The organism is Pseudomonas azadiae, assembly GCF_019145355.1.
GTDB lineage: Bacteria > Pseudomonadota > Gammaproteobacteria > Pseudomonadales > Pseudomonadaceae > Aquipseudomonas > Aquipseudomonas azadiae.
The window spans coordinates 15,012-36,168 of sequence record NZ_JAHSTY010000002.1; the positions used below are offsets into that span (position 1 = coordinate 15,012).

Genomic DNA, 21,157 nt, shown 5'->3' on the forward strand with positions numbered 1-21,157 from the left:
TTTCAACGGCGCCGGCATCCCACCGGCGCCTTTTTAAATCTAGCGGGTTTGTTCAGGATCTGGCGTTTGCGCTTCCTCGGGCGCTTCGGCTGCACCATCTACCCGGTGCAGGGCTACCTGGCGAATCGACAGGCGAATCTCCGCCGGCAACACACGCTTGGCGGCGCCTTCCGCCAGCTCGCCCAACAGATCGTGGTAGCTCAATTTGCCGGCCTCATCGCGGCGGAGCACATCTTGCTCCAGCAAGGTCTGGATGAAATGTCGGAAAAGGCTCTTGTCGAAGAATTCCGGGGCGTTGAGGCCATGCAGGATCGACAGGCGCTGGGCCATGATCGTGCACAGGTCTTCCAGCTCCTCGGCGCTGATGCTGTTCTGGCCGCTGTTGAGCAGCAGCGAGATCGCCATGTAGAAGCGTTGCAGCGTCTGGGCGATGCTCTTGGACAGCAGCGTCAATAATACAAAGTGCCGGGAGCTCGGCGCCGGGCGCAGGTAGACGTTGTTCTCGAAACGCAGCAGGCCTTGTTCGACAAAGGCGTCCAGCCACTGGTCGATCACGGTGTCCAGCTCTTCCAGCGACCAGCGGATAAACAGCTCCGATTGCAGATACGGATACAGCGCGTGGCTGTAGCGCAGAATCTGATCGCGGCTCATCCGCGAGCTGCTCTGGAAAAAGCTCGCCAGCAAGGCCGGCAGCGCAAAGATGTGCAGCACGTTATTGCGGTAGTAGGTCATCAGGACGGCGTTTTGCTCGTCCAGGTACAGAATCTTGCCCAGGGCATCACTCTGTTCCGACAACAGGCCCATGTCTTTCACATGCTTGATCAGCGCCAGGCCATCGCCATCGGGCAGGGTGGTGTGGGGCGAGTAAGGCACGCGGCGCAGCAAGGCCAGGTACAGGTCCAACTGGCGCGCCATGGCTTGCTCGTCCAGCGCCATGCGCGTGGTGGACAGCAGTGCCAGCGCCACCAGGTTCACCGGGTTCACCGCCGCGGCTTCGTTCAAATGGCGCGCCACTTGTTCGCTGAGGCGGTGGGTGGCTTGGTTGAGCCAGGCGGGCTTGTAGTTCGGGCCCAGCTCCTGCGTGCGCCAGTCCGGTTGCTCGGCGTCGAGGAATTCGGCCAGCTTGATCGGCTCGCCGAAGTTGACCGCGACCTGGCCAAAGCGCTGCTTGAGCGCGCCGACCACTTTGAAAATATCGAAGATCGACTCTTTCTTCTTGCTCGCGCCGCGCAGCTCACCCAGGTAGGTGCGGCCTTCGAGCACGCGTTCATAGCCGATATACACCGGCACAAACACGATGGGCATGCGCGAGGAGCGCAAGAAACTGCGCAGGGTAATCGCCAGCATGCCGGTCTTCGGTTGCAGCATGCGCCCGGTGCGCGAGCGGCCGCCTTCGACGAAGTACTCCACCGGAAAGCCCTTGGTGAACAGGGTGTGCAGGTATTCGTTGAACACCGAGGTGTACAACGGGTTGCCCTTGAAGGTGCGGCGCATGAAAAACGCACCACCACGGCGCAGCAGGCTGCCGATCACCGGCATGTTCAGGTTGATCCCGGCGGCGATATGCGGCGGCGTCAGGCCATTCTTGAACAGCAGGTAGGACAGCAACAAGTAGTCGATATGACTGCGGTGGCACGGTACGTAGATCACCTCGTACCCCTGGGCAACCTGTTGCACACCTTCGATGTTATTGACCTTGATCCCGTCGTAGATCTTGTTCCAGAACCAGCTCAGCACCACTTCCAGGAAGCGGATCGCCGTGTAGGTGTAGTCCGAAGCGATCTCATTGCCGTAGCGCAGGGCCTGGGCCTTGGCTTTTTCCGGGGAGATTTTCTCCCGCTCGGCTTCGTCGGCAATGGCCTGGCGCACCAGTGGCATGTTGACCAGGCCCTTCACCAGGTTACGCCGGTGGGACAGGTCGGGGCCGATCACCGCGGTCTTCAGGTTACGAAAGTGCACACGCAGGATGCGCTGGGCCATGCGCACGGTGCGTTCGTGACCTTTATTGTGCTCGATCAATTCACGCAGGTTGATAGGCGCGGAGAATTGCACGCGGGTCTTGCGCCCCAGGATCAGGATGCTCAACAACCGGCGTAGGCGCCCGGTGACCGCCCAGCTGTCGGCAAACAACAGCTTCCACGGGCTGGACTCGCTCTCGGGAGATTGGCCCCAAAACACGCTGACGGGAATGATTTGTGCATTCTCTTCGGCGTGCTCGGCCAGGGTGTTGACCAGACGGGTCAGGGTTGGCGGTGCGCCGCGCTTGTCCTGGCGGCCGAGCCAGTCCGGCTCCGGTGTGAGGTAGAAGAACGCCGCCGCCTCCATCAGCGGACCGACCGATACCGGCAGCACCGGGCGCGGCAGGCCGGCCTTGGTGCATTCGGCATCGACCACGGCCAATTCGCTGAGGGAGGGCGATTGCAGGACGTAGAACACCGGCCGGCTGCGGTCCAGGTTGAGGGTTAGGGACGACTGGTTGATCGTCTCTGAGCGGACCCAGAGGTACAACAGTCGGCGCAAGGTGCCAAACACTAGACGGCGGAACGGAGAGCGGGTCATAGGCGTGCTGCTTCAAGTGGAGAAAACCGAGCAGGCGCTCGGGCGCGTAGTGTGCCGTATTCGCCGAAAATCGGCAAAAAAGCAGCGATGTAAACTTGAGTTGATCGTTTTTGAGCCTGTCATATACTCGGCAGTTCAACACCGCTCACTCAACAATAAAAATGCATGTGGGAGTAAGACAGATGGCAGAGCGCGAAACCGGTAACGTGAAGTGGTTCAACGATGCAAAGGGCTATGGGTTTATCCAGCGCGACGACGGCAAGGATGTGTTCGTACACTACCGCGCCATTCGCGGTGAGGGCCATCGCTCCCTGGCGGAGGGTCAGCAGGTGGAATACGCCGTGGTGACCGGCGAGAAGGGCTTGCAGGCGGAGGATGTGGTGGGTCTGTAAAAACCTTGGTTTGGTAACCCAACCCATGTGGGAGCTGGCTTGCCTGCGATAGCATCACTGCGGTCTTACTGACAGACCGAGGTGTCTGCATCGCAGGCAAGCCAGCTCCCACATTTTGATTGGGTTAGCAGGTTTGGATCAGGCGGTTTTCCAAGTGATCTCTTCTTCACCGTCCGCGCTGATGCGCATCCAGCGATCAGCGCTTTCTTCACCTTCTTCCTCAACCCAGGTCCCCGGTGCGCAACGCACTTCCACGTTCAGCGCGGCAAACGCGGCGCGGGCGCAGGCGATGTCGTCGTCCCATGGGGTCTGGTCGCTTTCCAGGTACAGGCTGTTCCATTTGCCTACCGCTTTGGGCAACCAGGTCACCGGCACGGTGCCAGCCTTGCACTTGTAGGTCTGGCCCTTCTGGACCCAGTCGGTGCACGGGCCCAAGGCGGCGCCCAGCCAGGCGGCGATCGCTTTGTGGTCGACGTCGGTGTCCTTCAGGTAAATCTCGATATCGGGTTGGCGCATGGATGTTCCTCGTTGCGGGATTCGAAAATCCATTCGCGGAAAAGTCGGTTATTGAAGCACGAAATAGTCGTAGCGCATCGACACAGTGACCAGCAGCGGTTCGGCCGCCTCGATCACCTGGTTGCGGCGCTCGGCACTGGCGCGCCAGCCGTGGGGCGTCATCGCCAGCAGGTTGGCGCGGTCCTGGGGTTTGGCCAGGCTCAGCGTGAATGCCAGGGTTTCGCTGTGCGCCAGGCTCATGCCGTCCGGTACCAGGGCCAGGTGCTTGTCGTCGGTGTACTCACGCACTTCGTCGTACAGGCGTTCGCGCAGTTCCATCAGGTGGCCGCTGGTCGGCCCGACCTTCATCAAGCCGCCGCCCGGGCTGAGCAGTCGCTTGGCCTCCTGCCAGTCCAGCGGGCTGAACACGCTGGCCAGGAACTGGCAGCTGGCATCGGCCAAGGGCACGCGGGCCATGCTGGCGATCAACCAGGTCAGCGCCGGGTTGCGCTTGCAGGCGCGCTTGACCGCTTCCCTGGAGATGTCCAGCGCATAGCCGTCGGCGTGGGGCAGGGCCTCGGCAAGCTGTGCGGTGTAGTAACCCTCGCCACAACCGATGTCGACCCAGCGCGCCGGGGCACGCTCGGCGGCCAGCTCGGCCAGGCGCCTGGCCACCGGGGCGTAGTGCCCGGCGTTGAGAAAGTCGCGGCGCGCCTCGACCATCGCCAGGTTATCGCCCGGGTCGCGGCTGTTCTTGTGCTGCACCGGCAACAGGTTCAGATAACCCTGGCGCGCGCGGTCGAAACGGTGCCCGGCAGGGCAGGCCACGCCATTGTCCACCGCGTTGAGCGGTGCGCTGCAAATGGGGCAGGCGAGCATCAGGCGAGCAACTTGATCAGGGTCTGGTAATAGATTTCGGTCAACACATCGAGGTCACTGGCGAGAATGCGCTCGTTGACCTGGTGGATCGTCGCGTTGACCGGGCCCAGCTCGACCACCTGGGTGCCAAGGGTCGCGATGAAACGCCCATCGGAGGTGCCACCGCTGGTGGAGGCCTTGGTCTCACGCCCGGTGATGGCCTTGATGCTCGATGACACCGCATCCAGCAGCGCACCCGGTTCGGTGAGGAACGGCAGGCCCGACAGCGCCCACTCCACGTGCCAGTCCAGGCCATGCTTGTCGAGAATTGCCGCAACGCGTTGTTGCAGGCCTTCGACGGTCGATTCGGTCGAGAAGCGGAAGTTGAACACCGCGGTCAGGTCACCGGGGATCACGTTGGTCGCGCCGGTGCCGGAATTGAGGTTGGAGATCTGGAAGCTGGTCGGCGGGAAAAACGTGTTGCCGTCATCCCAATGCTCGGCGGCCAGTTCCGCCAAGGCCGGCGCCGCCAGGTGGATCGGGTTCTTCGCCAGGTGCGGGTAGGCCACGTGACCTTGCACACCGCGTACGGTCAGGGTCGCGCCGAGGGAGCCGCGCCGGCCGTTCTTGACCACATCGCCCACCAGCGTGGTGCTCGAGGGTTCGCCGACGATGCACCAGTCCAGGCGCTCCTTGCGCGCGGCCAGGCGTTCGATCACGGCCTTGGTGCCGTGATGCGCCGGGCCTTCTTCATCGCTGGTGATCAGGAACGCCACCGAACCCTTGTGGTCGGGATAGTCGCTGACGAAACGCTCCGCAGCGACCAGCATCGCCGCCAGGCTGCCTTTCATGTCCGCCGCGCCACGCCCGCAGAGCATGCCGTGTTCATCGATCAGTGCGTCGAACGGGTCGTTCTGCCACGCCTGCACCGGGCCGGTCGGCACCACGTCGGTGTGGCCGGCAAAACACAGCACCGGGCCGTCGTGTTTGCCATGGGTGGCCCAGAAGTTGTCCACCTCGACGATGCGCATCGGCTCGAGCGCAAACCCGGCATCGCCCAGGCGCTGCATCATCAGCTTCTGGCAATCGGCGTCGATCGGCGTGACCGACGGGCGACGGATCAGGTCGATGGCAAGTTGAAGGGTCGGCGAAAGGTCGGCATGGGCCGTCATGGGGAAACTCCGGGAAGCATTGTATGGGCGCTGGACGAATGTACAGAATCTGAAACGACGCAGGTCCACTGTGGGAGCGGGCTTGCTCGCGAATGCGGTGGTTCAGTTAAAACATCTGTGACTGACACACCGCATTCGCGAGCAAGCCCGCTCCCACAAGGGAACTCAGCGCCTGCCAGGTCTCACAAACGGCCGTTATCTTATAGCAAAACGGCGGCCACAGGCCGCCGTTTAGTGCATTGCGCAAGTTTTTACAGCGGCGTAACAGGCTCAACCTTCACCGAAGGTTTCGGCAGCGAAGACAGGAAAGCCATGATCAGCGCCGCCACATACGGCAGCGACTGCACCAGCAACATCACCACCCAGAAGCGCATGTCATTGCTTGGCAGGCCCTGCACCAGGTAGATCCCCAGCGCCGCGCCCCACAACAGCAGCATGATGAACATTTCCTCACGGGCTTCGGAAATCGCCACCCAGAAACCGTGGTTATCCGCGTTTTTCGGTGTACGAAAGAACGGAATGCTGGTGGTGAAGAAACCATACAGCACCGCCTTGGCGATGGTGTGCGACAACGCCAGGCCGGCCAGGGCCGCGCAGAACGCGTCCTTGAGATTCACGCCGACGGCGCGGCGGTACAGGAAGATGATCTTGCCCACCTTGAACACGAACAGCGCCAATGGCGGGATCGCGAAAATCAGCAGCGGCGGATCAACCCGCGTCGGCACGATGATCATCGCCGCCGACCACAACAGAGCGCCGACGGTGAAGAAGATGTTCATGCCATCCGCCACCCACGGCAACCAGCCCGCAAGGAAGTGGTAGCGCTGGCCACGGGTCAGTTCGGTGTCCTTGCCGCGCAACAGGCTGGCGGTGTGGCGCTTGATGATCTGGATCGCGCCGTAGGCCCAGCGGAAACGCTGTTTCTTGAAGTCGATGAACGTATCCGGCATCAAGCCCTTGCCGTAGCTGTCGTGGTAATACGCCGCCGACAGACCTTTCTCGAATACGCGCAGGCCCAGTTCGGCGTCTTCGCAGATACACCAATCGGCCCAGCCCAGTTCTTCGAGCACCGAGCGGCGGGTCATGGTCATGGTGCCGTGCTGGATGATCGCGTCGCGGTCGTTGCGGGTGACCATGCCGATGTGGAAGAAGCCCTTGTATTCGGCGTAGCAGAGCTTCTTGAAGGTGCTTTCGTTCTGGTCGCGATAATCCTGGGGCGATTGCACCACGGCGATTTTCGGGTCGGCGAAATGCGGCACCATGTGCTTGAGCCAGTTCGGTGACACGCAGTAGTCGGAGTCGATCACCGCGATCACTTCGGCGTCCTTGGCGGTATGCGGGATCAGGTAGTTCAGCGCGCCACCCTTGAAACCGGCCAGGGGCGCGACGTGGAAGAACTTGAAGCGCGGGCCGAGGGTTTCGCAGTAGTCGCGCACCGGCTCCCACACCGCCGGGTCCTTGGTGTTGTTGTCGATGATCAGGACTTCATAGTCCGGATAATCAAGAGCAGCAAGAGCGTCAAGAGTCTGTTTGACCATGTCCGGCGGTTCGTTGTAGCACGGCACATGGATCGATACTTTCGGGCGGTAGTCCGAATCACCCTCTACCGGCAGGAATTCACGCCGGCGCTTGTGGGTCCATACCGCTTCCGCCAGTTCGTGAGCTTCGGTCAGCAACACGATAAACACGCCCAGAGCGCCGAGGGCCAAGAGGATGCCCACGGTGACGCTGAACCAGGTGCTGTATTGCTGGCTGTAGTCGTAGCCGATCCACACCAGCACCGAACCGCACAGGAACGCGATAAAGGTGAGGAAGGTCCGGCCACGCTGGCGCAGTGCCGAGCCGTCAATCATCAACAGCGTCAGGGACAGCAGCGCGAGCACCACCGAACCGATGGCCAGTACGCGCCATTGCGGGATCGCGACCACCGGCCCTTCAAAGTTGAATTTCTGCTGGCGCGCGGCGTTGAACACGCCCCAGTAAGCGCCCGCCGAGCCTTCGTCGCTGACCTTCCAGGGCTGGTCGAAGGCCTCGATCACGAAGTAGTTGAAGCCCTGGCGGTTGAGCTTGTTCACCAGGGTGCGCAGGTAAATGGCCTGGTCTGCCGGCGACGTTTCATTCCCACCGCGCATGCGTCCGTTACTCGGCCAGCCAATTTCCGACAGCAGCAGCGGCTTTTTCGGGAACAGTTTCTTCAGGTCCCTGGCGCGGTCGAGCACGTACTGGCCGGCCTTGTCCATCGGGATGTATTCCCAGAACGGCAGGATGTGCGCGGCGATCAGGTCGACGTGCTTGGCCAGCTGTGGGTTCTTTTCCCAGATGTGCCATTGCTCGGACGTCGTCACCGGTACTTTCACGGCGGCGCGCACCCGGTCCAGCAGCACGATCAGCGCCTCGGGAGTAATCTCTTCACGGAACAGGGCTTCGTTACCGACCACCACGCGCACGACACTGCGCGAGCTGTTGGCGATTTCGATGGCGCGCTGGATTTCCCGCTCGTTGCGTTCAAGGTCCGGGCTGATCCAGATCCCCAGCGTCACGCGCAAACCGAATTCTTCCGCCAGCTTGGGAATATCGCCCAGCGTACCGTCGACCGAGTAGGTACGGATGTTGTCCGTCAGCTTGCTCATGATCTCGAGGTCGCGACGCATCTCGTCGTCGCTCGGGTACTGGGCTTTTTGTGGGTACTGGCCCTGCTGGAACGGCGAGTAGGAGAACCCGGAGATCTGCTCAGGCCAGTTAGGGGCGGTGACCGGGCGGTTGATCAACGCCCAGAAACCGGTGAACAGCGCGGCAATTGCCAGCACGATCACCAGGTTGAGTCCAAATTTACGCGATGCCATGGCTATTTCGGGTTCCAAAGGGTGTGGAACGAAAAGAGGTGTCGGCCTGCGCCAACCGGCGCGCATCCTACACCGGCCTTTCCCTGAGCGTACAGCAGACAGAGAAAAACCGGACGTTAGTCCGCGAATGTTTATCTAAGTTCTCAACTTGTCACTTGTCGCTTAAAACTTGCCGCTGCGTAGCCCATAATGCGCGCCGGTTTTTAGGGTAATGGTCATGAGCACAGAAGATCCGCGGTTTGCAGGCGTCGCCCGCTTGTATGGCATTGAAGGCCTGGAACGCTTGAAAGCGGCCCATGTGGCGATCGTCGGCGTTGGCGGGGTAGGCTCGTGGGCGGCGGAAGCGATGGCCCGTTGCGGGGTGGGCGAGATTTCGCTGTTCGACCTGGACGACGTCTGCGTGAGCAACAGCAACCGCCAGTTGCACGCGCTGGACAGCACCGTCGGCAAGCCCAAGGTCGACGTGATGGCCGAGCGCCTGCGCGGCATCAACCCGGATTGCACGGTGCATGCGGTGGCGGACTTCGTGACCCGCGACACCATGGCCGAGTACATCACCCCCGATATCGACTGCCTAATCGACTGCATCGACGCCGTCAACGCCAAGGCGGCGCTGATCGCCTGGTGCAAGCGGCGCAAGATCCAGATCATCACTACCGGCGGTGCTGGCGGGCAGATCGACCCGACGCTGATCCAGGTGTGCGACCTGAACCGTACGTTCAATGACCCGCTGGCGTCGAAAGTGCGCTCCACCCTGCGCCGTGATTACGGCTTCTCGCGCACCGTCACCCGCCATTACAGCGTGCCCTGCGTGTTTTCCACCGAGCAGCTGCGTTATCCGAAACCCGATGGCAGCATTTGTTTGCAGAAGAGTTTTGTCGGGGACGGGGTGAAGCTGGACTGCGCCGGTGGGTTTGGTGCGGTGATGATGGTGACCGCCACGTTCGGCATGGTGGCGGCGACCAAGGCAGTGGACAAGATCGTGGCCGGGGTGCGCAGGCCGTCGGAGCGGGTCAAACCCACTTAAACCTTAGATATCTACACCGCCCAAAATGTGGGAGCTGGCTTGCCTGCGATAGCGGTCTATCAGTCACAGTAGTAGTGACTGACCCACCGCTATCGCAGGCAAGCCAGCTCCCACATTCAGTTTTGTGTAAGGCTCAATTCGCGCATACGTTGCAGCACCGCATTCAGGCCATTGCTGCGCGACGGTGACAATTGGCGGGCAAGCCCCAGTTGTGCAAACCACTGCGGCAAATCAACCGCCTGCAACTCAGCCGCCGACAAGCCATTGACCCGCGCCAGCAACAACGCCACCAACCCGCGAATCATCCGCGCGTCGCTGCTCGCGGCGAACTGCCAATGGCCATCGTGCAGGCGACCCACCAGCCACACCAGGCTTTCACAGCCCTGTACCCGATTGGCCTCGACCTTCTCCTCATCGGCCAAGGCGGGCAAGCGTTCGCCCCATTGCATCAGCATGCGTGCGCGCTGTTCCCAACTGCCGACGGCTTGAAAAGCCTCCAGCGCGTTGGCGGCTTCACTGGGCAAACTCATCGCAGCATGTCCAAGGCCTGGTCCAGCGCTTCAAAGAAACGTTCCAGGTCATCGGAGTCGTTATACAGCGCCAGGGACACACGGATCGCCCCCGACAACTGCATCGCCTTGAGCAGCGGCATTGCGCAGTGATGGCCGGCGCGTACGGCAATGCCTTGCTCGGTAAGCAAGTGCGCAAGATCGGCGTTATGCACGCCATCGACGACAAAGCTGACCAAGGCCACCTCGGGCGACCCGAGCACGTGCACGCCATTGCGCGCTTTCAGGCCGCGCAGCAGATAGTCGTGCAGGGACGCTTCATGGGCGATCACCGCCTGCTGATCCAGTGAACTGAGATAGTCCAGGCTGGCACCCAGGCCGATCACGCCGGCAATCGGCGGCGTGCCCGCTTCAAAGCCCAGCGGCGCCGGGCGAAAGCTGGCGCTTTGGTAGTCCGCCTGTTGCACCATCTCGCCGCCAAACTGCCAGTGGCGCAGGTGGTGCAGGGCTTCGTTGCGGCCGAACAACGCGCCGACGCCGTCCGGGCCGTACAGTTTGTGGCTGGAAAACACATAAAAGTCGCAGCCCAGGGCCTGTACGTCATGGCGGCCGTGGACAACGCCTTGGGCGCCGTCGACTACCGTCAGTGCGCCGTGTGGCTGGGCCAGTGCCAGCAAGGCCGGCAGCGGCTGCCAGGCGCCGAGCACGTTGGACAATTGGCTCACCGCCAACAGGCGGGTGCGTGGGCCGATCAGCTCGGCCGCCGCTTGCAGGTCGATCACGCCGTCATCATCCAGTGGCAGTACCACCAGCGTCAGCGCGCGACGTTTGGCCAGTTGCTGCCAGGGCAACAGGTTGGCGTGGTGCTCCAGGGCGCTGATGACAATTTCATCGCCCGCATTGAATAAGTGCTCAAGGCCGTAGGCCAAGAGGTTCAGCGCAGAGGTCGCGCCATGGGTGAACACAATTTGCCCGCTGTCACCTGCGTTCAACCATTGCGCGACCTTGCTGCGGCTGTCTTCGAACGCCTGGGTCGCATGGGCACCTGGCAAATGCTGGGCACGGTGCACATTGGCTGCGCCATTGGCGTAGTAATGGCTGATGGCATCCAGCAGGGGCTGGGGCTTTTGCGTGGTGGCGGCGTTGTCCAGGTAAGTCTGGTCTTGCCGTTGCAGGGTGGCGATGGCCGGGAAATCGGCGCGCCAGGGGGAGGGCACTCGCATGGTGTTCAAGACTCGTATAAGCGAGCCCCAGGGTCGGGGCCCGCTAGTGGCATCGAGTGGCTGCTTAGTTGTGAGCGTGCAGCGCTTCGTTCAGTTCGATGGCCGATTTGTGGGTTTTGCATTCCACGGCACCGGTCTCGGAGTTGCGGCGGAACAGCAGGTCCGGCTGGCCGGCCAGTTCGCGCGCCTTGACCACCTTGACCAGTTGATTCTGCTCGTCCAGCAGCGCGACCTTGGTGCCAGCCGTGACATACAGGCCCGACTCCACGGTGTTGCGGTCGCCCAGCGGGATACCGATACCGGCATTGGCGCCGATCAGGCAGCCTTCGCCGACCTTGATCACGATGTTGCCGCCGCCCGACAGGGTGCCCATGGTGGAGCAGCCGCCGCCCAGGTCCGAACCCTTGCCCACGAACACGCCAGCCGACACACGGCCTTCGATCATGCCCGGGCCTTCGGTGCCGGCGTTGAAGTTGACGAAACCTTCGTGCATCACGGTGGTGCCCTCGCCCACATACGCACCCAGGCGGATACGCGCGGCGTCAGCGATACGCACGCCGCTCGGCACCACGTAGTCGGTCATTTTCGGGAACTTGTCCACCGAGAACACTTCCAGCAGTTCGCCACGCAGGCGTGCTTCCAACTGGCGCTCGGCCAGTTCGTTGATGTCGATTGCGCCCTGGCTGGTCCAGGCCACGTTCGGCAGCTGTGGGAACACACCGGCCAGGCTCAGGCCGTGGGGCTTGACCAAACGGTGGGACAGCAAGTGCAGCTTGAGGTAGGCCTCGGGCGTGGACGTCAGCGCGGCGTCTTCGGCCAGCAAGGTCGCGACCAGCGGCGTGTGGCTTTCAGCCAGGCGGCTGAGCAGGGCGGCTTGGGCGGTGTCGACGCCCTTGAGTGCGTCAGCCAGTTGCAGGGCCTGGGTCACGGTAAAGGTGATGGCCTGGTTGCCTGCGGTGTAGCCAAGGATTGGCGCGATGGCCGCGACGATTTCAGCCGATGGGTTGAGCAACGGTTGTGCGTAAAACACTTCCAGCCAAGCACCTTGGCGGTTCTGAGTGCCGACGCCGAAGCCCAGGCTGAACAGGGAATTGGACATGCTGTTACCTCTACAAAAATGGTAAGGGCTGGCCTACTTGAGGGCCGCCGAATAACTATCTGGCTTGAAGCCAATCAGGGTTCTGTCACCGAGGTCAAGCACCGGGCGCTTGATCATCGAGGGTTGCGCCAGCATCAATTCAATGGCTTTCGACTGATCGAGATCGGCTTTGCGTTCGTCTTCGAGTTTGCGAAAGGTGGTGCCCGCACGGTTCAAAACCACCTGCCAACCGTGCTCGTTGCACCATTGGGTCAAGTGTTCGCGGTCGATACCGGCCGTTTTGTAGTCGTGGAACGCGTAGCTCACCGCGTGCTCATCGAGCCAGGTGCGCGCCTTTTTCATGGTGTCGCACGCTTTGATGCCGAAAAGGTGCAACGTTTTGCTTGAAGCGGTCAAGGAATTGCCCCCTTTGAGCGAATGAAAACGAAAGGTCACGGATTATGCCACGTCAATTCGCTCGGTGGCGCGACAGTCTGTATACGGGCACGTTATGACGATTGCACTAGGTAAGGAGGGAGCATCTTAGAAAGCTTGAGAGATGCAGGCAGAAAAAGCCCGGCGCTTGGCCGGGCTGTTTCTAGTGAGGCATCTCGGGGACGCCTATCTCTATTTCTTGGAGTTTTTGTGCGTTGGGGATATGCGCGCTGATAACCCTTACACCGTCGAACTCAGCCAGTGCCCGGGTAACCTCGTTATAAGCTTTTAAAAGCTTTGTTTTTCCTGGAGCAGGCGGTTCGGCAATGAAAAGGGTGTCTTTGGCCAATTTTTCAGCCTTATTAAGACGCATGATTTTTGAAAGCCAAGCGTCACCATGCTCAAGTATTTTTGCGGACTCAGCTTGGCCAAAAAAAATCGGTTTTATGGCTTGCTCGACGATTTGGTCGGTGAGCATGACAAATGGAAACCTGACATCGTAATCTTTCGTACCCAAGCGCTGTTCTTTGTAGCGCTGTTTGAGGTTCGACGAAGCCAAAAGATTGCCAAGCTGTCGCTCCAGCACTTTTTCCTGGTATTCCTTGTTAGCAAAACTGTGATTTACATAATGCTCGAACAGTTCGTCCAAAGCCCGCCCAGCGTTTTCGGTCGCCATAGACCCTGGTTGACTGAAGCGCATCATCGTTTCACGTGGATGGATGAGGTGCTTGAAAGTGCTAGTTAGCAGGCTTGTCTCATTTTCATGGCGCGCGAAGAAATCGACCAGACGGTTGAGCTCGTCTTCAACTTCACCCTTGGCGCGTAGATAAACCTTATGCTCAAGGGTCTCGAAAAATCGGGTTACTCGCTGGCGCTTGGCAGCAATTTTGAACTTGAACTCCCCGGTATTTGCGAGCAGCACGACTCCGATATTCACGAACTCACCCGTTTCCGGGTAAGGCTGGAACCTGAGAATCGAGTAGTTACAGATAAGTTTCATAGTTGCCCCCAGAACTGCTCGTCCTTGAACCTTTCCAGTATTTGAAGTCTTTGCTGAAGGGTTGGTTCGTACTCGTCGTCGGCGTCATGGTCGCGACAAATCCATTCCTCCGGTAGAAGGGAGATGATCCTACCCCAGTCCGCGAGGGCGGCGTCAAGCATTGGCAGGTAATCCAGACGAGCGAGCAGGTTTCCCTCGAACGAGCCGAGTTGGTCTCTGAAGACGTGATACGTCCGAAATTCCTCAAAACTAAGATTCGGATCAAACGCTACATTGTGGTCAATCACGACGAGTTTGCCTTTCGGATCAAGAATCAGGTTGACGTTCCCACCAGCCTCCCCTAGGCCGCGGTCACCGTTGAGAATCCACCAGTCAAAAAGCAAGACAGTTCTTTTTAGATCGTCGGGCAGCGCGTTGAGGTTTGCCCACATGAGATCAGATGCATTTTCGACATGAAGTGACGCGAATGCGGGGCCGCCACTCAGATCTTCTACCCCGTCGATAACGCTGAAGTCGATCAAGGCCTGAGGAATGTCAATTACTCTCCATGGAGGTATGGGTAACCCGAGATGCTTACCTAGTTCTGCACTTATTGCCTCTGAAACCAGACCATTACCAAGCGCTCTGGAGAGTCCTTTCACAAAGTAGGTTTGATCGTCCTCCGCCCTTATGAGGAATGGCTGAACAGAGATGCCTTGCTGACTCTGCCTTATGATTTCCTTCGCGGTAATGCGTCCTAGCATGTGCATTCCTGGCTGATTACATGGTCGCGACAGTTGGATGGACGAAGAGGTCTGGTTGCTTGAGGCGAAAGGTCACGGATTATGCCACGACCAGCGCGTTTTGTTGCCGCTTGTCAGCGCTGTGCGACTTCTGTGCAGAAGCCAGCACGTAGCATAGACGAGTAGCATGGCCGGGCAATATGGCACTTCAACAGCCAGTTGTTGCCTGATGTGTGTCGTAGTTTGTTGATTGTCCGGGAACCTGCGTTATGCAAACCGCCTATACCGTGCTTATCCTGCTGATGCTCGTCAGCGTCTCGCGTCTGGTCGGACGTGTCATTCCTCTGCCGTTACCCCTGGTGCAGATCGCAGCAGGTGCCTTGCTGGCCTGGCCTACACTGGGTTTGCATGTCGCGCTGGACCCGGAGCTGTTTCTCTTTCTGTTCCTGCCGCCGCTGTTGTTTTCCGATGGTTGGCGCATGCCCAAGCGTGAGTTATGGCGCCTGCGCGGGCCGATCCTGACGCTGGCGGTGGGGCTCGTGCTCTTTACCGTCGTCGGTGCCGGTTACTTTATCCATTGGATAGTGCCCACGATCCCCCTGCCGGTGGCCTTCGCTTTGGCGGCGGTGTTGTCGCCGACGGATGCCGTGGCCGTGTCGGCGATTTCCCAGAACCGCTTGCCCAAGCCGCTGATGCACATGCTCCAGGGCGAGGCGTTGATGAATGACGCCTCGGGCCTGGTGACGTTCAAGTTTGCCCTGGCGGCCGCGTTGACCGGGGTATTTTCCCTGGCCGATGCGAGCCTTACGTTCGTCCTCGTGGCCGTCGGTGGCCTGGCGGTCGGCGTGGCACTGAGCTGGTTGGTCGGGCGCTTGCGTGCCTGGATGATTGCGCGGGGCTGGGATGACCCGGCGACTCACGTGGTGTTTATGTTGCTGCTGCCGTTCGCCGCGTATGTGCTGGCCGAGCGTTTGGGCGCATCGGGTATTTTGTCGGCAGTGGCGGCGGGCATGATGCAAAGCTGGCTCGATCTGCTGCCGCGCCAGACCAGCACGCGCTTGCTCAACCGCAGCGTGTGGGCGTTGCTGGAGTTTGCCTTCAACGGCTTGATCTTCCTGCTGCTGGGCTTGCAATTGCCGGACATCATCAAGGCGGTGGTGAGCCATGAACCGACGTTGTGGCCAGCGTTGTTCTACCGCTGCCTGGATGTGATCGCGATCTTCCTGGTGCTGGTGGTGTTGCGGTTTATCTGGGTGCAAAGCATCTGGCGATTGTCTGGGCTGCTGCGCAGGTTGCGCGGCAAGAGTGAGTTGACGCTGGTACCGACGGCCCGTTCCTGCTGGTTGTTGACGGTAGGCGGCGTGCGCGGTGCAGTGACCTTGGCCGGTGTGATGTCGGTGCCGTTGCTGTTGGCGCCGGGCCAGGATTTCCCCGAGCGCGACCTGCTGATTTTCATTGCTGCCGGGGTGATCCTGTTGTCGTTGGTCGCCGCCTGTATTGCCTTGCCGCTGTTGTTGCGTGGTATCGAAAAAAGTCCGGACGAAAAGCGCGATAACGAAGTCCGCGAAGCCTGGAAGAAAACGGCCGTGGCCGCCATCCATGCCCTGGAGGCCGAGGAGTCTGCGCAGACCGAAACCCAGGACGCCGCCCAGGCCGCGCTGGCGACCGAGCTCAAGGCACGATTGATGTCGGAATATCGCCATCAGTTGGACGTGTTCAACGACTCGGCCGAAGCCCAGGCGCTGGCGCAGCAGATGGACCTTCTTGAGCGCAAGCTGCGGCTGAAGGCCCTGCGGGCGCAACGATTGGCGTTGTACAGCCTGAGCCGTCACCACCAGATTGGTGATGACGTGCTGCGTGAGGTGCTGGCGGAACTGGATATGAGCGAGGCGAACCTGGGACTCAAGAAGTAGCGGGTACGGCCTTGGGGTAAGCTTTTTTTGCCCAGGCGATGTCGCCATCGCTCAGGGACCAGGATTCCGATTGACCCCAGCTTCCGTCAGTCAGACGGGGATCGATTTCATAGTGCATGACCGAGTCGCCATCGTAGGGCATGAAGTCGTATTGGCTGGAACGGGGCAGGGGTAGCACGTTATTTTGCACCCTTTGCCGGTCCCAGCCATCCGTATGCCTGTACCCCTCATACACCTTGCTCATATCCCACGGAATGTTGGCATCCGGGTGTTGATGAGCGTGATGCGCACCGAGCATGTGTCCGAATTCGTGCATCACCATGTACGCGAATCTGGGGTGCTTGTGGTCTCTTGGCAGTGACATGGTTGGGTGTGAGGCAGGGGCGTCGAGCGCTTCTGTGCCTACTGCGGATGAGCCACCCTTGTCGTCGCTTATATTCTGCGTGATGCGCACGTCGCCGGCCTCTCCAGATACAAACTCGAACTTGAGATTGATGTGGGGCAGCCATTCGCTGGCGGCTTTTTTGACGGACTGCACGTATTCGTCGTCCAGGTCGTAGTCATACATGGCGATTTTAATCGTGCTGTTCTGCGGCCAATATCTGGCGGGTTCGCCGATGTTGCGCCGGCTTCTGGAAAGGCGCTCCGCCGAGTCGGCCGTATCGTCGACGGGTGAGGCCGCGGGCGTGTACTGGAAGGGAGTTGGCGATGTGGCGCTTATCATGGGACTCTCCTGCGACGGGGGTACGAATATGAACTTATTCGTCCAGGTCGCAGCAAAGTTCCGATCGTATTGCCTGGTCATGTAAGCCCGCGTTACCTGAGGATAACGAGGGCCCGCGTGCTCAGCGGCGGCGCAGAATGAAATCCCGGATCCGCTGCGCGGCTTCCACGCATTCCGCCAATGGGGCAACCAGCGCCAGGCGCACACGCCCGGCGCCAGGGTTGATCCCATCCACGTCCCGCGACAGGTACGAACCCGGCACCACGGTCACGTGCTCTTCCACGAACAAGTCGCGGCAGAACGCGGCGTCGTCGCCATTCACCTTCGGCCACAGGTAAAAGCCGCCATCCGGGCTCTGCACGTCCATTACCGGTTTGAGGATCGCCAGCACGGCGTCGAATTTTTCGCGGTACAGATCACGGTTAGCCAATACATGGGCTTCATCCTGCCAGGCCGCGATGCTGGCCAGCTGGGTTTGCACCGGCATCGCGCAGCCGTGGTAAGTGCGGTAGAGCAGGAAGGCTTTGAGTATATCGGCATCGCCCGCCACGAAGCCGGAGCGCAGGCCCGGCAGGTTGGAGCGCTTGGACAGGCTGTGGAACACCACGCAACGCTTGAAGTCCTGACGGCCCAGTTCCACACAGGCGCTCAGCAGGCCCGGCGGCGGGGTGTGTTCGTCGAAGTACAGTTCGCTGTAGCACTCGTCGGCGGCGATCACAAAATCGTACTCATCAGCCAGGCCGATGAGTTTTTTCAGGGTGTCGACCGGGATCAGCGCGCCGGTCGGGTTGCCGGGCGAGCACAGGAACAGGATCTGGCAGCGTTTCCAGATGTCCGGCGTGACCGCATCGAAATCCGGGTTGAAGCCATTGGCGTCCAGGCACGGCAGGTAGTGCGGCTTGGCTCCGGCGAGGAAAGCGGCGCCTTCGTAGATCTGGTAGAACGGGTTCGGGCTGACCACCAGTGCGTCGTCGCCACGGTTGACCACGGTCTGGGTGAAGGCGAACAGCGCTTCACGGGTGCCGTTGACCGGCAAAATATTACGCGCCGGATCGAGCCAGCCCTTGGGCACATTGAAGCGGCGTTCGCACCAGGCGCCGATGGCCTCGCGCAATGCAGGAATGCCCAGGGTTGTCGGGTAGACGGCCATCTGGTCGAGATTGTTGCTCAGTGCTTCTGCCACGAAGGTCGGAGATTTATGCTTGGGTTCGCCGATAGACAGTGCAATCGGGCGTCTCTCCGGGTTCGGCGTGACACTGCCGAGCAGGGCGCGCAGTTTCTCGAAGGGGTAGGGCTGCAGTTGGTTCAGGGCGTTGTTCATGTAAACCTCTATTAGGGTAAACACAGACCTTGTGGGAGCTGGCTTGCCTGCGATTGCGTTGTGTCAGTCATTGGAGATGTTGACTGATCCACCGCTATCGCAGGCAAGCCAGCTCCCACAGGGATCGCGTTCAATCAAATGGTCAGGCGCGTCAGTTCGACGCCAGGTTCCAGGGTCACGCTCAGTTGCTGCACGATGGCGTCCTGCAGGCGGCGACACAGTTCCGGGTCGGACAACGGCTGGTTGTCGGCATCGGTGATGAAGAACACGTCTTCGACGCGCTCGCCGAGGGTGGCGATCTTGGCGTTCTGCAACGACAGGTCGAACTCCAGGAAAATCCCACCAATGCGCGCCAGCAGGCCGGGGCGATCCGGGGCGCTGAGCTCCAGCACCGTCACCGGACGCTGGGCGTCATTGGAAATGGTCACCTGAGGCGCAAACGCAAAATGCTTGAGCTGGCGCGGCACCCGGCGCTGGATGATGGTCGGGTAGTCGTCAGGGTTGCGCAGAGCCTCGGTCAGGCCTTCGCGGATCTTTTTTACACGCGCCGGGTTGTCGCCAATCGACTCGCCCTCGGTGTCGAGCACGATGTAGGTGTCGAGGGTGAACTGGCTGCTGGAGGTGATGACCCGAGCGTCGTGAATGTTCAGGTTGAGCTGGTCCATGGCAGCCACGGTCACGGCGAAGAAGTCATGCTGGTCGGGCGCATAGATGAAGATCTGCGTACCGCCCTCGAACTCGCGCTGCGTGGTTTCCTTGATCAGTACCAGCGGGCCGCCATCGGCTGGCTGTTGCAGGATCGCGTCGGTGTGCCAGGCCACATCGCCGGCGGTGTGGCGCAGGAAGTAATCATCACCCAACTGCGACCACAGCTGTTCGACATCGTCCGGGTCGTTGCCGCCGCGCACCAATATATCCAGGGCCGCGCTTTGGGTGCGGCGGATCTGCTCTTCGCGGTCCACCGGGTTTTCCAGGCCGCGGCGCAGGGCGCGCTTGGTCTCGGTGTACAGCTGGCGCAGCAAGCTGGCGCGCCAGGAATTCCACAGCGTCGGGTTGGTGGCGTTGATGTCGGAGACGGTCAGCACGTAGAGATAGTCGAGGTGGGTTTCATCGCCGACGATCTGCGCGAAGTCGTGGATCACCTGCGGATCGGACAAGTCCTTGCGCTGGGCGGTGGTCGACATCACCAGGTGGTTCTGCACCAGCCAGACGATCAGGCGGCTGTCCCACAACGGCAACTGATGGCGCTGGCAGAAGGCCTCGGCATCCACCGCGCCAATTTCGGAGTGATCACCGTGCCGCCCTTTACCAATGTCGTGGTATAGACCGGCCAGGTAGATCAGCTCGGGCTTGGGCAGCTTGGCCATCAGCTTGCTGGCCAGCGGGAATTTCTCTGACACCTGGGTGTATTGCAGCTTACGCAGGTGCTTGATCAGGTTCAGCGTGTGGGCGTCCACGGTATAAATGTGGAACAGGTCATGCTGCATCTGCCCGACGATAAAACCGAACTCCGGCAGGTAGCGCCCGAGAATGCCGTAACGGTTCATGCGCCGCAGGTTGCGGTGGATGCCGATCTTGCACTTGAACAGCTCGATAAACAGGCTGGTGTTACGGATGTCGTTGCGAAAATCATCGTCGATCAGGTGTCGGTTTTCCCGCAGCAGGCGAATGGTGTCGGCGCGCACGCCTTTGATCTCCGGCTGCTGGGCCATCAGCACAAAGATTTCCAGCATGGCGAACGGTGTGCGGCGGAACACGTTGTCGTTGCGTGCCTCGATATAGCCGTCGTGCAGTTGGAAGCGCGCATTGATCGGTTGTGGCGGCGCTTCGTCTTCGGGAGCGAGGATCACTTCTTCGAAGTGCTGGATGATCAGGTCACTGAGCTGGGCAATGCTCATCACCACCCGGTAATACTGCTGCATGAAGCTTTCGATGCTGGTCTTCGCGTCTTCGCCTTCAAAACCCAGCAACGTGGCGATGGAGCGCTGGTGGTCGAACAGCAGGCGGTCTTCGGAGCGCCCGGCAAGCATGTGCAGGGCGTAGCGCACTTTCCAGAGGAATTCCTGGGACGAGGCCAGCAGGGCGTTTTCACTCTCGACCAAAAAGCCTTCGCCGGCCAAAGCGCGCAGGTTAAGGGTGCCGTACTGGCGCCTTGCGACCCACAGAATCGTCTGGATATCCCGCAGCCCGCCCGGTGAGCCTTTGACGTTGGGTTCCAGGTTGTACTCGGTGTCGTTGTACTTGTGGTGCCGGGCCTTTTGCTCGGCACGCTTGGCCAGGAAAAAGTCCTTGCTCGGCCACATGTGCGCGGTGCTGGTGACTTCGAGCATGCGCTGGCGCAGGCGCTCGGGGCCGGCAATGGTGCGGCTTTCCATCAGGTTGGTAATGATCGTCAGGTCGGCGCGGGCCTCCTGGGCGCACTCGTCGACCGAGCGCACGCTCTGGCCGACTTCCAGGCCGATGTCCCACAACAGCGTGAGAAAACGCTCAATGGAATCGCGAAAAATTTCATGGTCGGCGCTTTCCAGCAGGATCAGCAAGTCGATGTCGGAGTAGGGGTGCAACTCACCGCGACCGTAGCCGCCGACCGCGACCAGCGCGATGTCGGCGTCTTCGCTCCAACTGAACTGCTCCCAGGCCTTCTGCAGGATATTGTCGACGAACCAGGCGCGGTCCTCGATCAGCCGGCGGATGTCCCGGCCGCTGCGAAAGCGCGCATCGAGTACCTCGCGGGCCTGGCGGATAGCCTTCTTGAAGGCGGCGATGGGGCTTGCCTTCAAGGCCAGCTCGGCCTGGAATTGGCCACGGTCGAAGAGTTCGGGATCCACCTGGGGCATTGATCGGCTTTCCTTTCTATCTGTCAGTCAGTCATTACACCGTGGGAAA

Annotated in this window: 17 protein-coding genes; 3 read left to right on the forward strand and 14 right to left on the reverse strand. The window is 60.6% G+C overall.

Going from position 1 to position 21,157, the window contains the following annotated elements:
- Positions 1-39 precede the first annotated feature (39 nt).
- Positions 40-2,559 carry a glycerol-3-phosphate 1-O-acyltransferase PlsB gene (plsB, locus tag KVG91_RS16430; RefSeq protein ID WP_169378543.1) on the reverse strand — a complete coding sequence of 840 codons (2,520 nt, stop codon included), beginning with the start codon at positions 2,557-2,559 and terminating at the stop codon, positions 40-42.
- 182 nt (positions 2,560-2,741) lie between these two features.
- On the opposite strand from plsB, the gene KVG91_RS16435 reads away from it, so the two are divergent.
- Positions 2,742-2,951 (forward strand): cold-shock protein, encoded by a 210-nt coding sequence (locus KVG91_RS16435; RefSeq protein WP_169378542.1) that lies wholly within the window; start codon positions 2,742-2,744, stop codon positions 2,949-2,951.
- Between the two features lie 138 nt (positions 2,952-3,089).
- On the opposite strand, the gene KVG91_RS16440 is transcribed toward KVG91_RS16435, so the two are convergent.
- The 4 genes from KVG91_RS16440 to KVG91_RS16455 form a co-directional block, all read right to left on the reverse strand.
- Entirely contained in the window at positions 3,090-3,467 is a 378-nt protein-coding gene (locus KVG91_RS16440) for a hypothetical protein (protein WP_169378541.1), read from the reverse strand.
- 48 nt (positions 3,468-3,515) lie between these two features.
- On the reverse strand, positions 3,516-4,325 hold the full coding sequence (locus tag KVG91_RS16445) for a putative RNA methyltransferase (protein WP_169378540.1): 810 nt from the start codon (positions 4,323-4,325) through the stop codon (positions 3,516-3,518).
- The gene (gene dapE, locus KVG91_RS16450; RefSeq protein ID WP_169378539.1) at positions 4,325-5,476 is read right to left on the reverse strand and encodes a succinyl-diaminopimelate desuccinylase; all 1,152 of its coding nucleotides are present in this window, start codon (positions 5,474-5,476) and stop codon (positions 4,325-4,327) included. Before dapE ends, KVG91_RS16445 begins: the two co-directional genes overlap by 1 nt.
- Before the next feature lie 251 nt (positions 5,477-5,727).
- Positions 5,728-8,319 carry a glycosyltransferase gene (locus KVG91_RS16455; protein WP_169378538.1) on the reverse strand — a complete coding sequence of 864 codons (2,592 nt, stop codon included), beginning with the start codon at positions 8,317-8,319 and terminating at the stop codon, positions 5,728-5,730.
- Between the two features lie 217 nt (positions 8,320-8,536).
- Here KVG91_RS16455 and tcdA point away from each other — a divergent pair, with 217 nt between their 5' ends.
- Positions 8,537-9,346 carry a tRNA cyclic N6-threonylcarbamoyladenosine(37) synthase TcdA gene (tcdA, locus tag KVG91_RS16460; protein ID WP_404822409.1) on the forward strand — a complete coding sequence of 270 codons (810 nt, stop codon included), beginning with the start codon at positions 8,537-8,539 and terminating at the stop codon, positions 9,344-9,346.
- A 116-nt stretch (positions 9,347-9,462) separates the two neighbouring features.
- On the opposite strand, the gene KVG91_RS16465 is transcribed toward tcdA, so the two are convergent.
- From KVG91_RS16465 to KVG91_RS16490, 6 genes are all read right to left on the reverse strand, one after another.
- Positions 9,463-9,876, reverse strand: a complete 414-nt coding sequence (locus KVG91_RS16465) for a SufE family protein (RefSeq protein ID WP_169375583.1) — start codon at positions 9,874-9,876, stop codon at positions 9,463-9,465.
- The gene (locus KVG91_RS16470) at positions 9,873-11,078 is read right to left on the reverse strand and encodes an aminotransferase class V-fold PLP-dependent enzyme (RefSeq protein ID WP_169375584.1); all 1,206 of its coding nucleotides are present in this window, start codon (positions 11,076-11,078) and stop codon (positions 9,873-9,875) included. The genes KVG91_RS16465 and KVG91_RS16470 overlap by 4 nt, the downstream gene beginning before the upstream one ends.
- A gap of 64 nt (positions 11,079-11,142) precedes the next feature.
- The gene (gene dapD / locus KVG91_RS16475; protein WP_169375585.1) at positions 11,143-12,177 is read right to left on the reverse strand and encodes a 2,3,4,5-tetrahydropyridine-2,6-dicarboxylate N-succinyltransferase; all 1,035 of its coding nucleotides are present in this window, start codon (positions 12,175-12,177) and stop codon (positions 11,143-11,145) included.
- A 33-nt stretch (positions 12,178-12,210) separates the two neighbouring features.
- Positions 12,211-12,519, reverse strand: coding sequence for an arsenate reductase (locus tag KVG91_RS16480; RefSeq protein WP_232005376.1), 309 nt, complete (start codon positions 12,517-12,519; stop codon positions 12,211-12,213).
- A gap of 235 nt (positions 12,520-12,754) precedes the next feature.
- The gene (locus KVG91_RS16485) at positions 12,755-13,591 is read right to left on the reverse strand and encodes a DUF3037 domain-containing protein (RefSeq protein WP_169375586.1); all 837 of its coding nucleotides are present in this window, start codon (positions 13,589-13,591) and stop codon (positions 12,755-12,757) included.
- On the reverse strand, positions 13,588-14,334 hold the full coding sequence (locus KVG91_RS16490) for a HipA family kinase (protein WP_169375587.1): 747 nt from the start codon (positions 14,332-14,334) through the stop codon (positions 13,588-13,590). Before KVG91_RS16490 ends, KVG91_RS16485 begins: the two co-directional genes overlap by 4 nt.
- Before the next feature lie 248 nt (positions 14,335-14,582).
- Here KVG91_RS16490 and KVG91_RS16495 point away from each other — a divergent pair, with 248 nt between their 5' ends.
- Positions 14,583-16,226: a Na+/H+ antiporter gene (locus KVG91_RS16495; RefSeq protein WP_169375588.1), complete on the forward strand. Its 1,644-nt coding sequence runs from the start codon at positions 14,583-14,585 to the stop codon at positions 16,224-16,226.
- On the opposite strand, the gene KVG91_RS16500 is transcribed toward KVG91_RS16495, so the two are convergent.
- The 3 genes from KVG91_RS16500 to KVG91_RS16510 form a co-directional block, all read right to left on the reverse strand.
- Entirely contained in the window at positions 16,216-16,950 is a 735-nt protein-coding gene (locus KVG91_RS16500) for a M12 family metallopeptidase (RefSeq protein WP_169375589.1), read from the reverse strand. The genes KVG91_RS16495 and KVG91_RS16500 overlap by 11 nt on opposite strands.
- A 121-nt stretch (positions 16,951-17,071) precedes the next feature.
- The gene (dapC, locus tag KVG91_RS16505; RefSeq protein WP_169375590.1) at positions 17,072-18,271 is read right to left on the reverse strand and encodes a succinyldiaminopimelate transaminase; all 1,200 of its coding nucleotides are present in this window, start codon (positions 18,269-18,271) and stop codon (positions 17,072-17,074) included.
- 134 nt (positions 18,272-18,405) lie between these two features.
- Positions 18,406-21,108: a [protein-PII] uridylyltransferase gene (locus KVG91_RS16510; RefSeq protein WP_169375591.1), complete on the reverse strand. Its 2,703-nt coding sequence runs from the start codon at positions 21,106-21,108 to the stop codon at positions 18,406-18,408.
- Positions 21,109-21,157: the final 49 nt, after the last annotated feature.

Bases quoted from the DNA above. Each gene is read 5' to 3' on its own strand.
- plsB (WP_169378543.1), bottom strand. From the start codon at position 2,559: ATGACCCGCTCTCCGTTCCGCCGTCTAGTGTTTGGCACCTTGCGCCGA.
- KVG91_RS16435 (WP_169378542.1), top strand. From the start codon at position 2,742: ATGGCAGAGCGCGAAACCGGTAACGTGAAGTGGTTCAACGATGCAAAG.
- KVG91_RS16440 (WP_169378541.1), bottom strand. From the start codon at position 3,467: ATGCGCCAACCCGATATCGAGATTTACCTGAAGGACACCGACGTCGAC.
- KVG91_RS16445 (WP_169378540.1), bottom strand. From the start codon at position 4,325: ATGCTCGCCTGCCCCATTTGCAGCGCACCGCTCAACGCGGTGGACAAT.
- dapE (WP_169378539.1), bottom strand. From the start codon at position 5,476: ATGACGGCCCATGCCGACCTTTCGCCGACCCTTCAACTTGCCATCGAC.
- KVG91_RS16455 (WP_169378538.1), bottom strand. From the start codon at position 8,319: ATGGCATCGCGTAAATTTGGACTCAACCTGGTGATCGTGCTGGCAATT.
- tcdA (WP_404822409.1), top strand. From the start codon at position 8,537: ATGAGCACAGAAGATCCGCGGTTTGCAGGCGTCGCCCGCTTGTATGGC.
- KVG91_RS16465 (WP_169375583.1), bottom strand. From the start codon at position 9,876: ATGAGTTTGCCCAGTGAAGCCGCCAACGCGCTGGAGGCTTTTCAAGCC.
- KVG91_RS16470 (WP_169375584.1), bottom strand. From the start codon at position 11,078: ATGCGAGTGCCCTCCCCCTGGCGCGCCGATTTCCCGGCCATCGCCACC.
- dapD (WP_169375585.1), bottom strand. From the start codon at position 12,177: ATGTCCAATTCCCTGTTCAGCCTGGGCTTCGGCGTCGGCACTCAGAAC.
- KVG91_RS16480 (WP_232005376.1), bottom strand. From the start codon at position 12,519: ATGAAAAAGGCGCGCACCTGGCTCGATGAGCACGCGGTGAGCTACGCG.
- KVG91_RS16485 (WP_169375586.1), bottom strand. From the start codon at position 13,591: ATGAAACTTATCTGTAACTACTCGATTCTCAGGTTCCAGCCTTACCCG.
- KVG91_RS16490 (WP_169375587.1), bottom strand. From the start codon at position 14,334: ATGCTAGGACGCATTACCGCGAAGGAAATCATAAGGCAGAGTCAGCAA.
- KVG91_RS16495 (WP_169375588.1), top strand. From the start codon at position 14,583: ATGCAAACCGCCTATACCGTGCTTATCCTGCTGATGCTCGTCAGCGTC.
- KVG91_RS16500 (WP_169375589.1), bottom strand. From the start codon at position 16,950: ATGATAAGCGCCACATCGCCAACTCCCTTCCAGTACACGCCCGCGGCC.
- dapC (WP_169375590.1), bottom strand. From the start codon at position 18,271: ATGAACAACGCCCTGAACCAACTGCAGCCCTACCCCTTCGAGAAACTG.
- KVG91_RS16510 (WP_169375591.1), bottom strand. From the start codon at position 21,108: ATGCCCCAGGTGGATCCCGAACTCTTCGACCGTGGCCAATTCCAGGCC.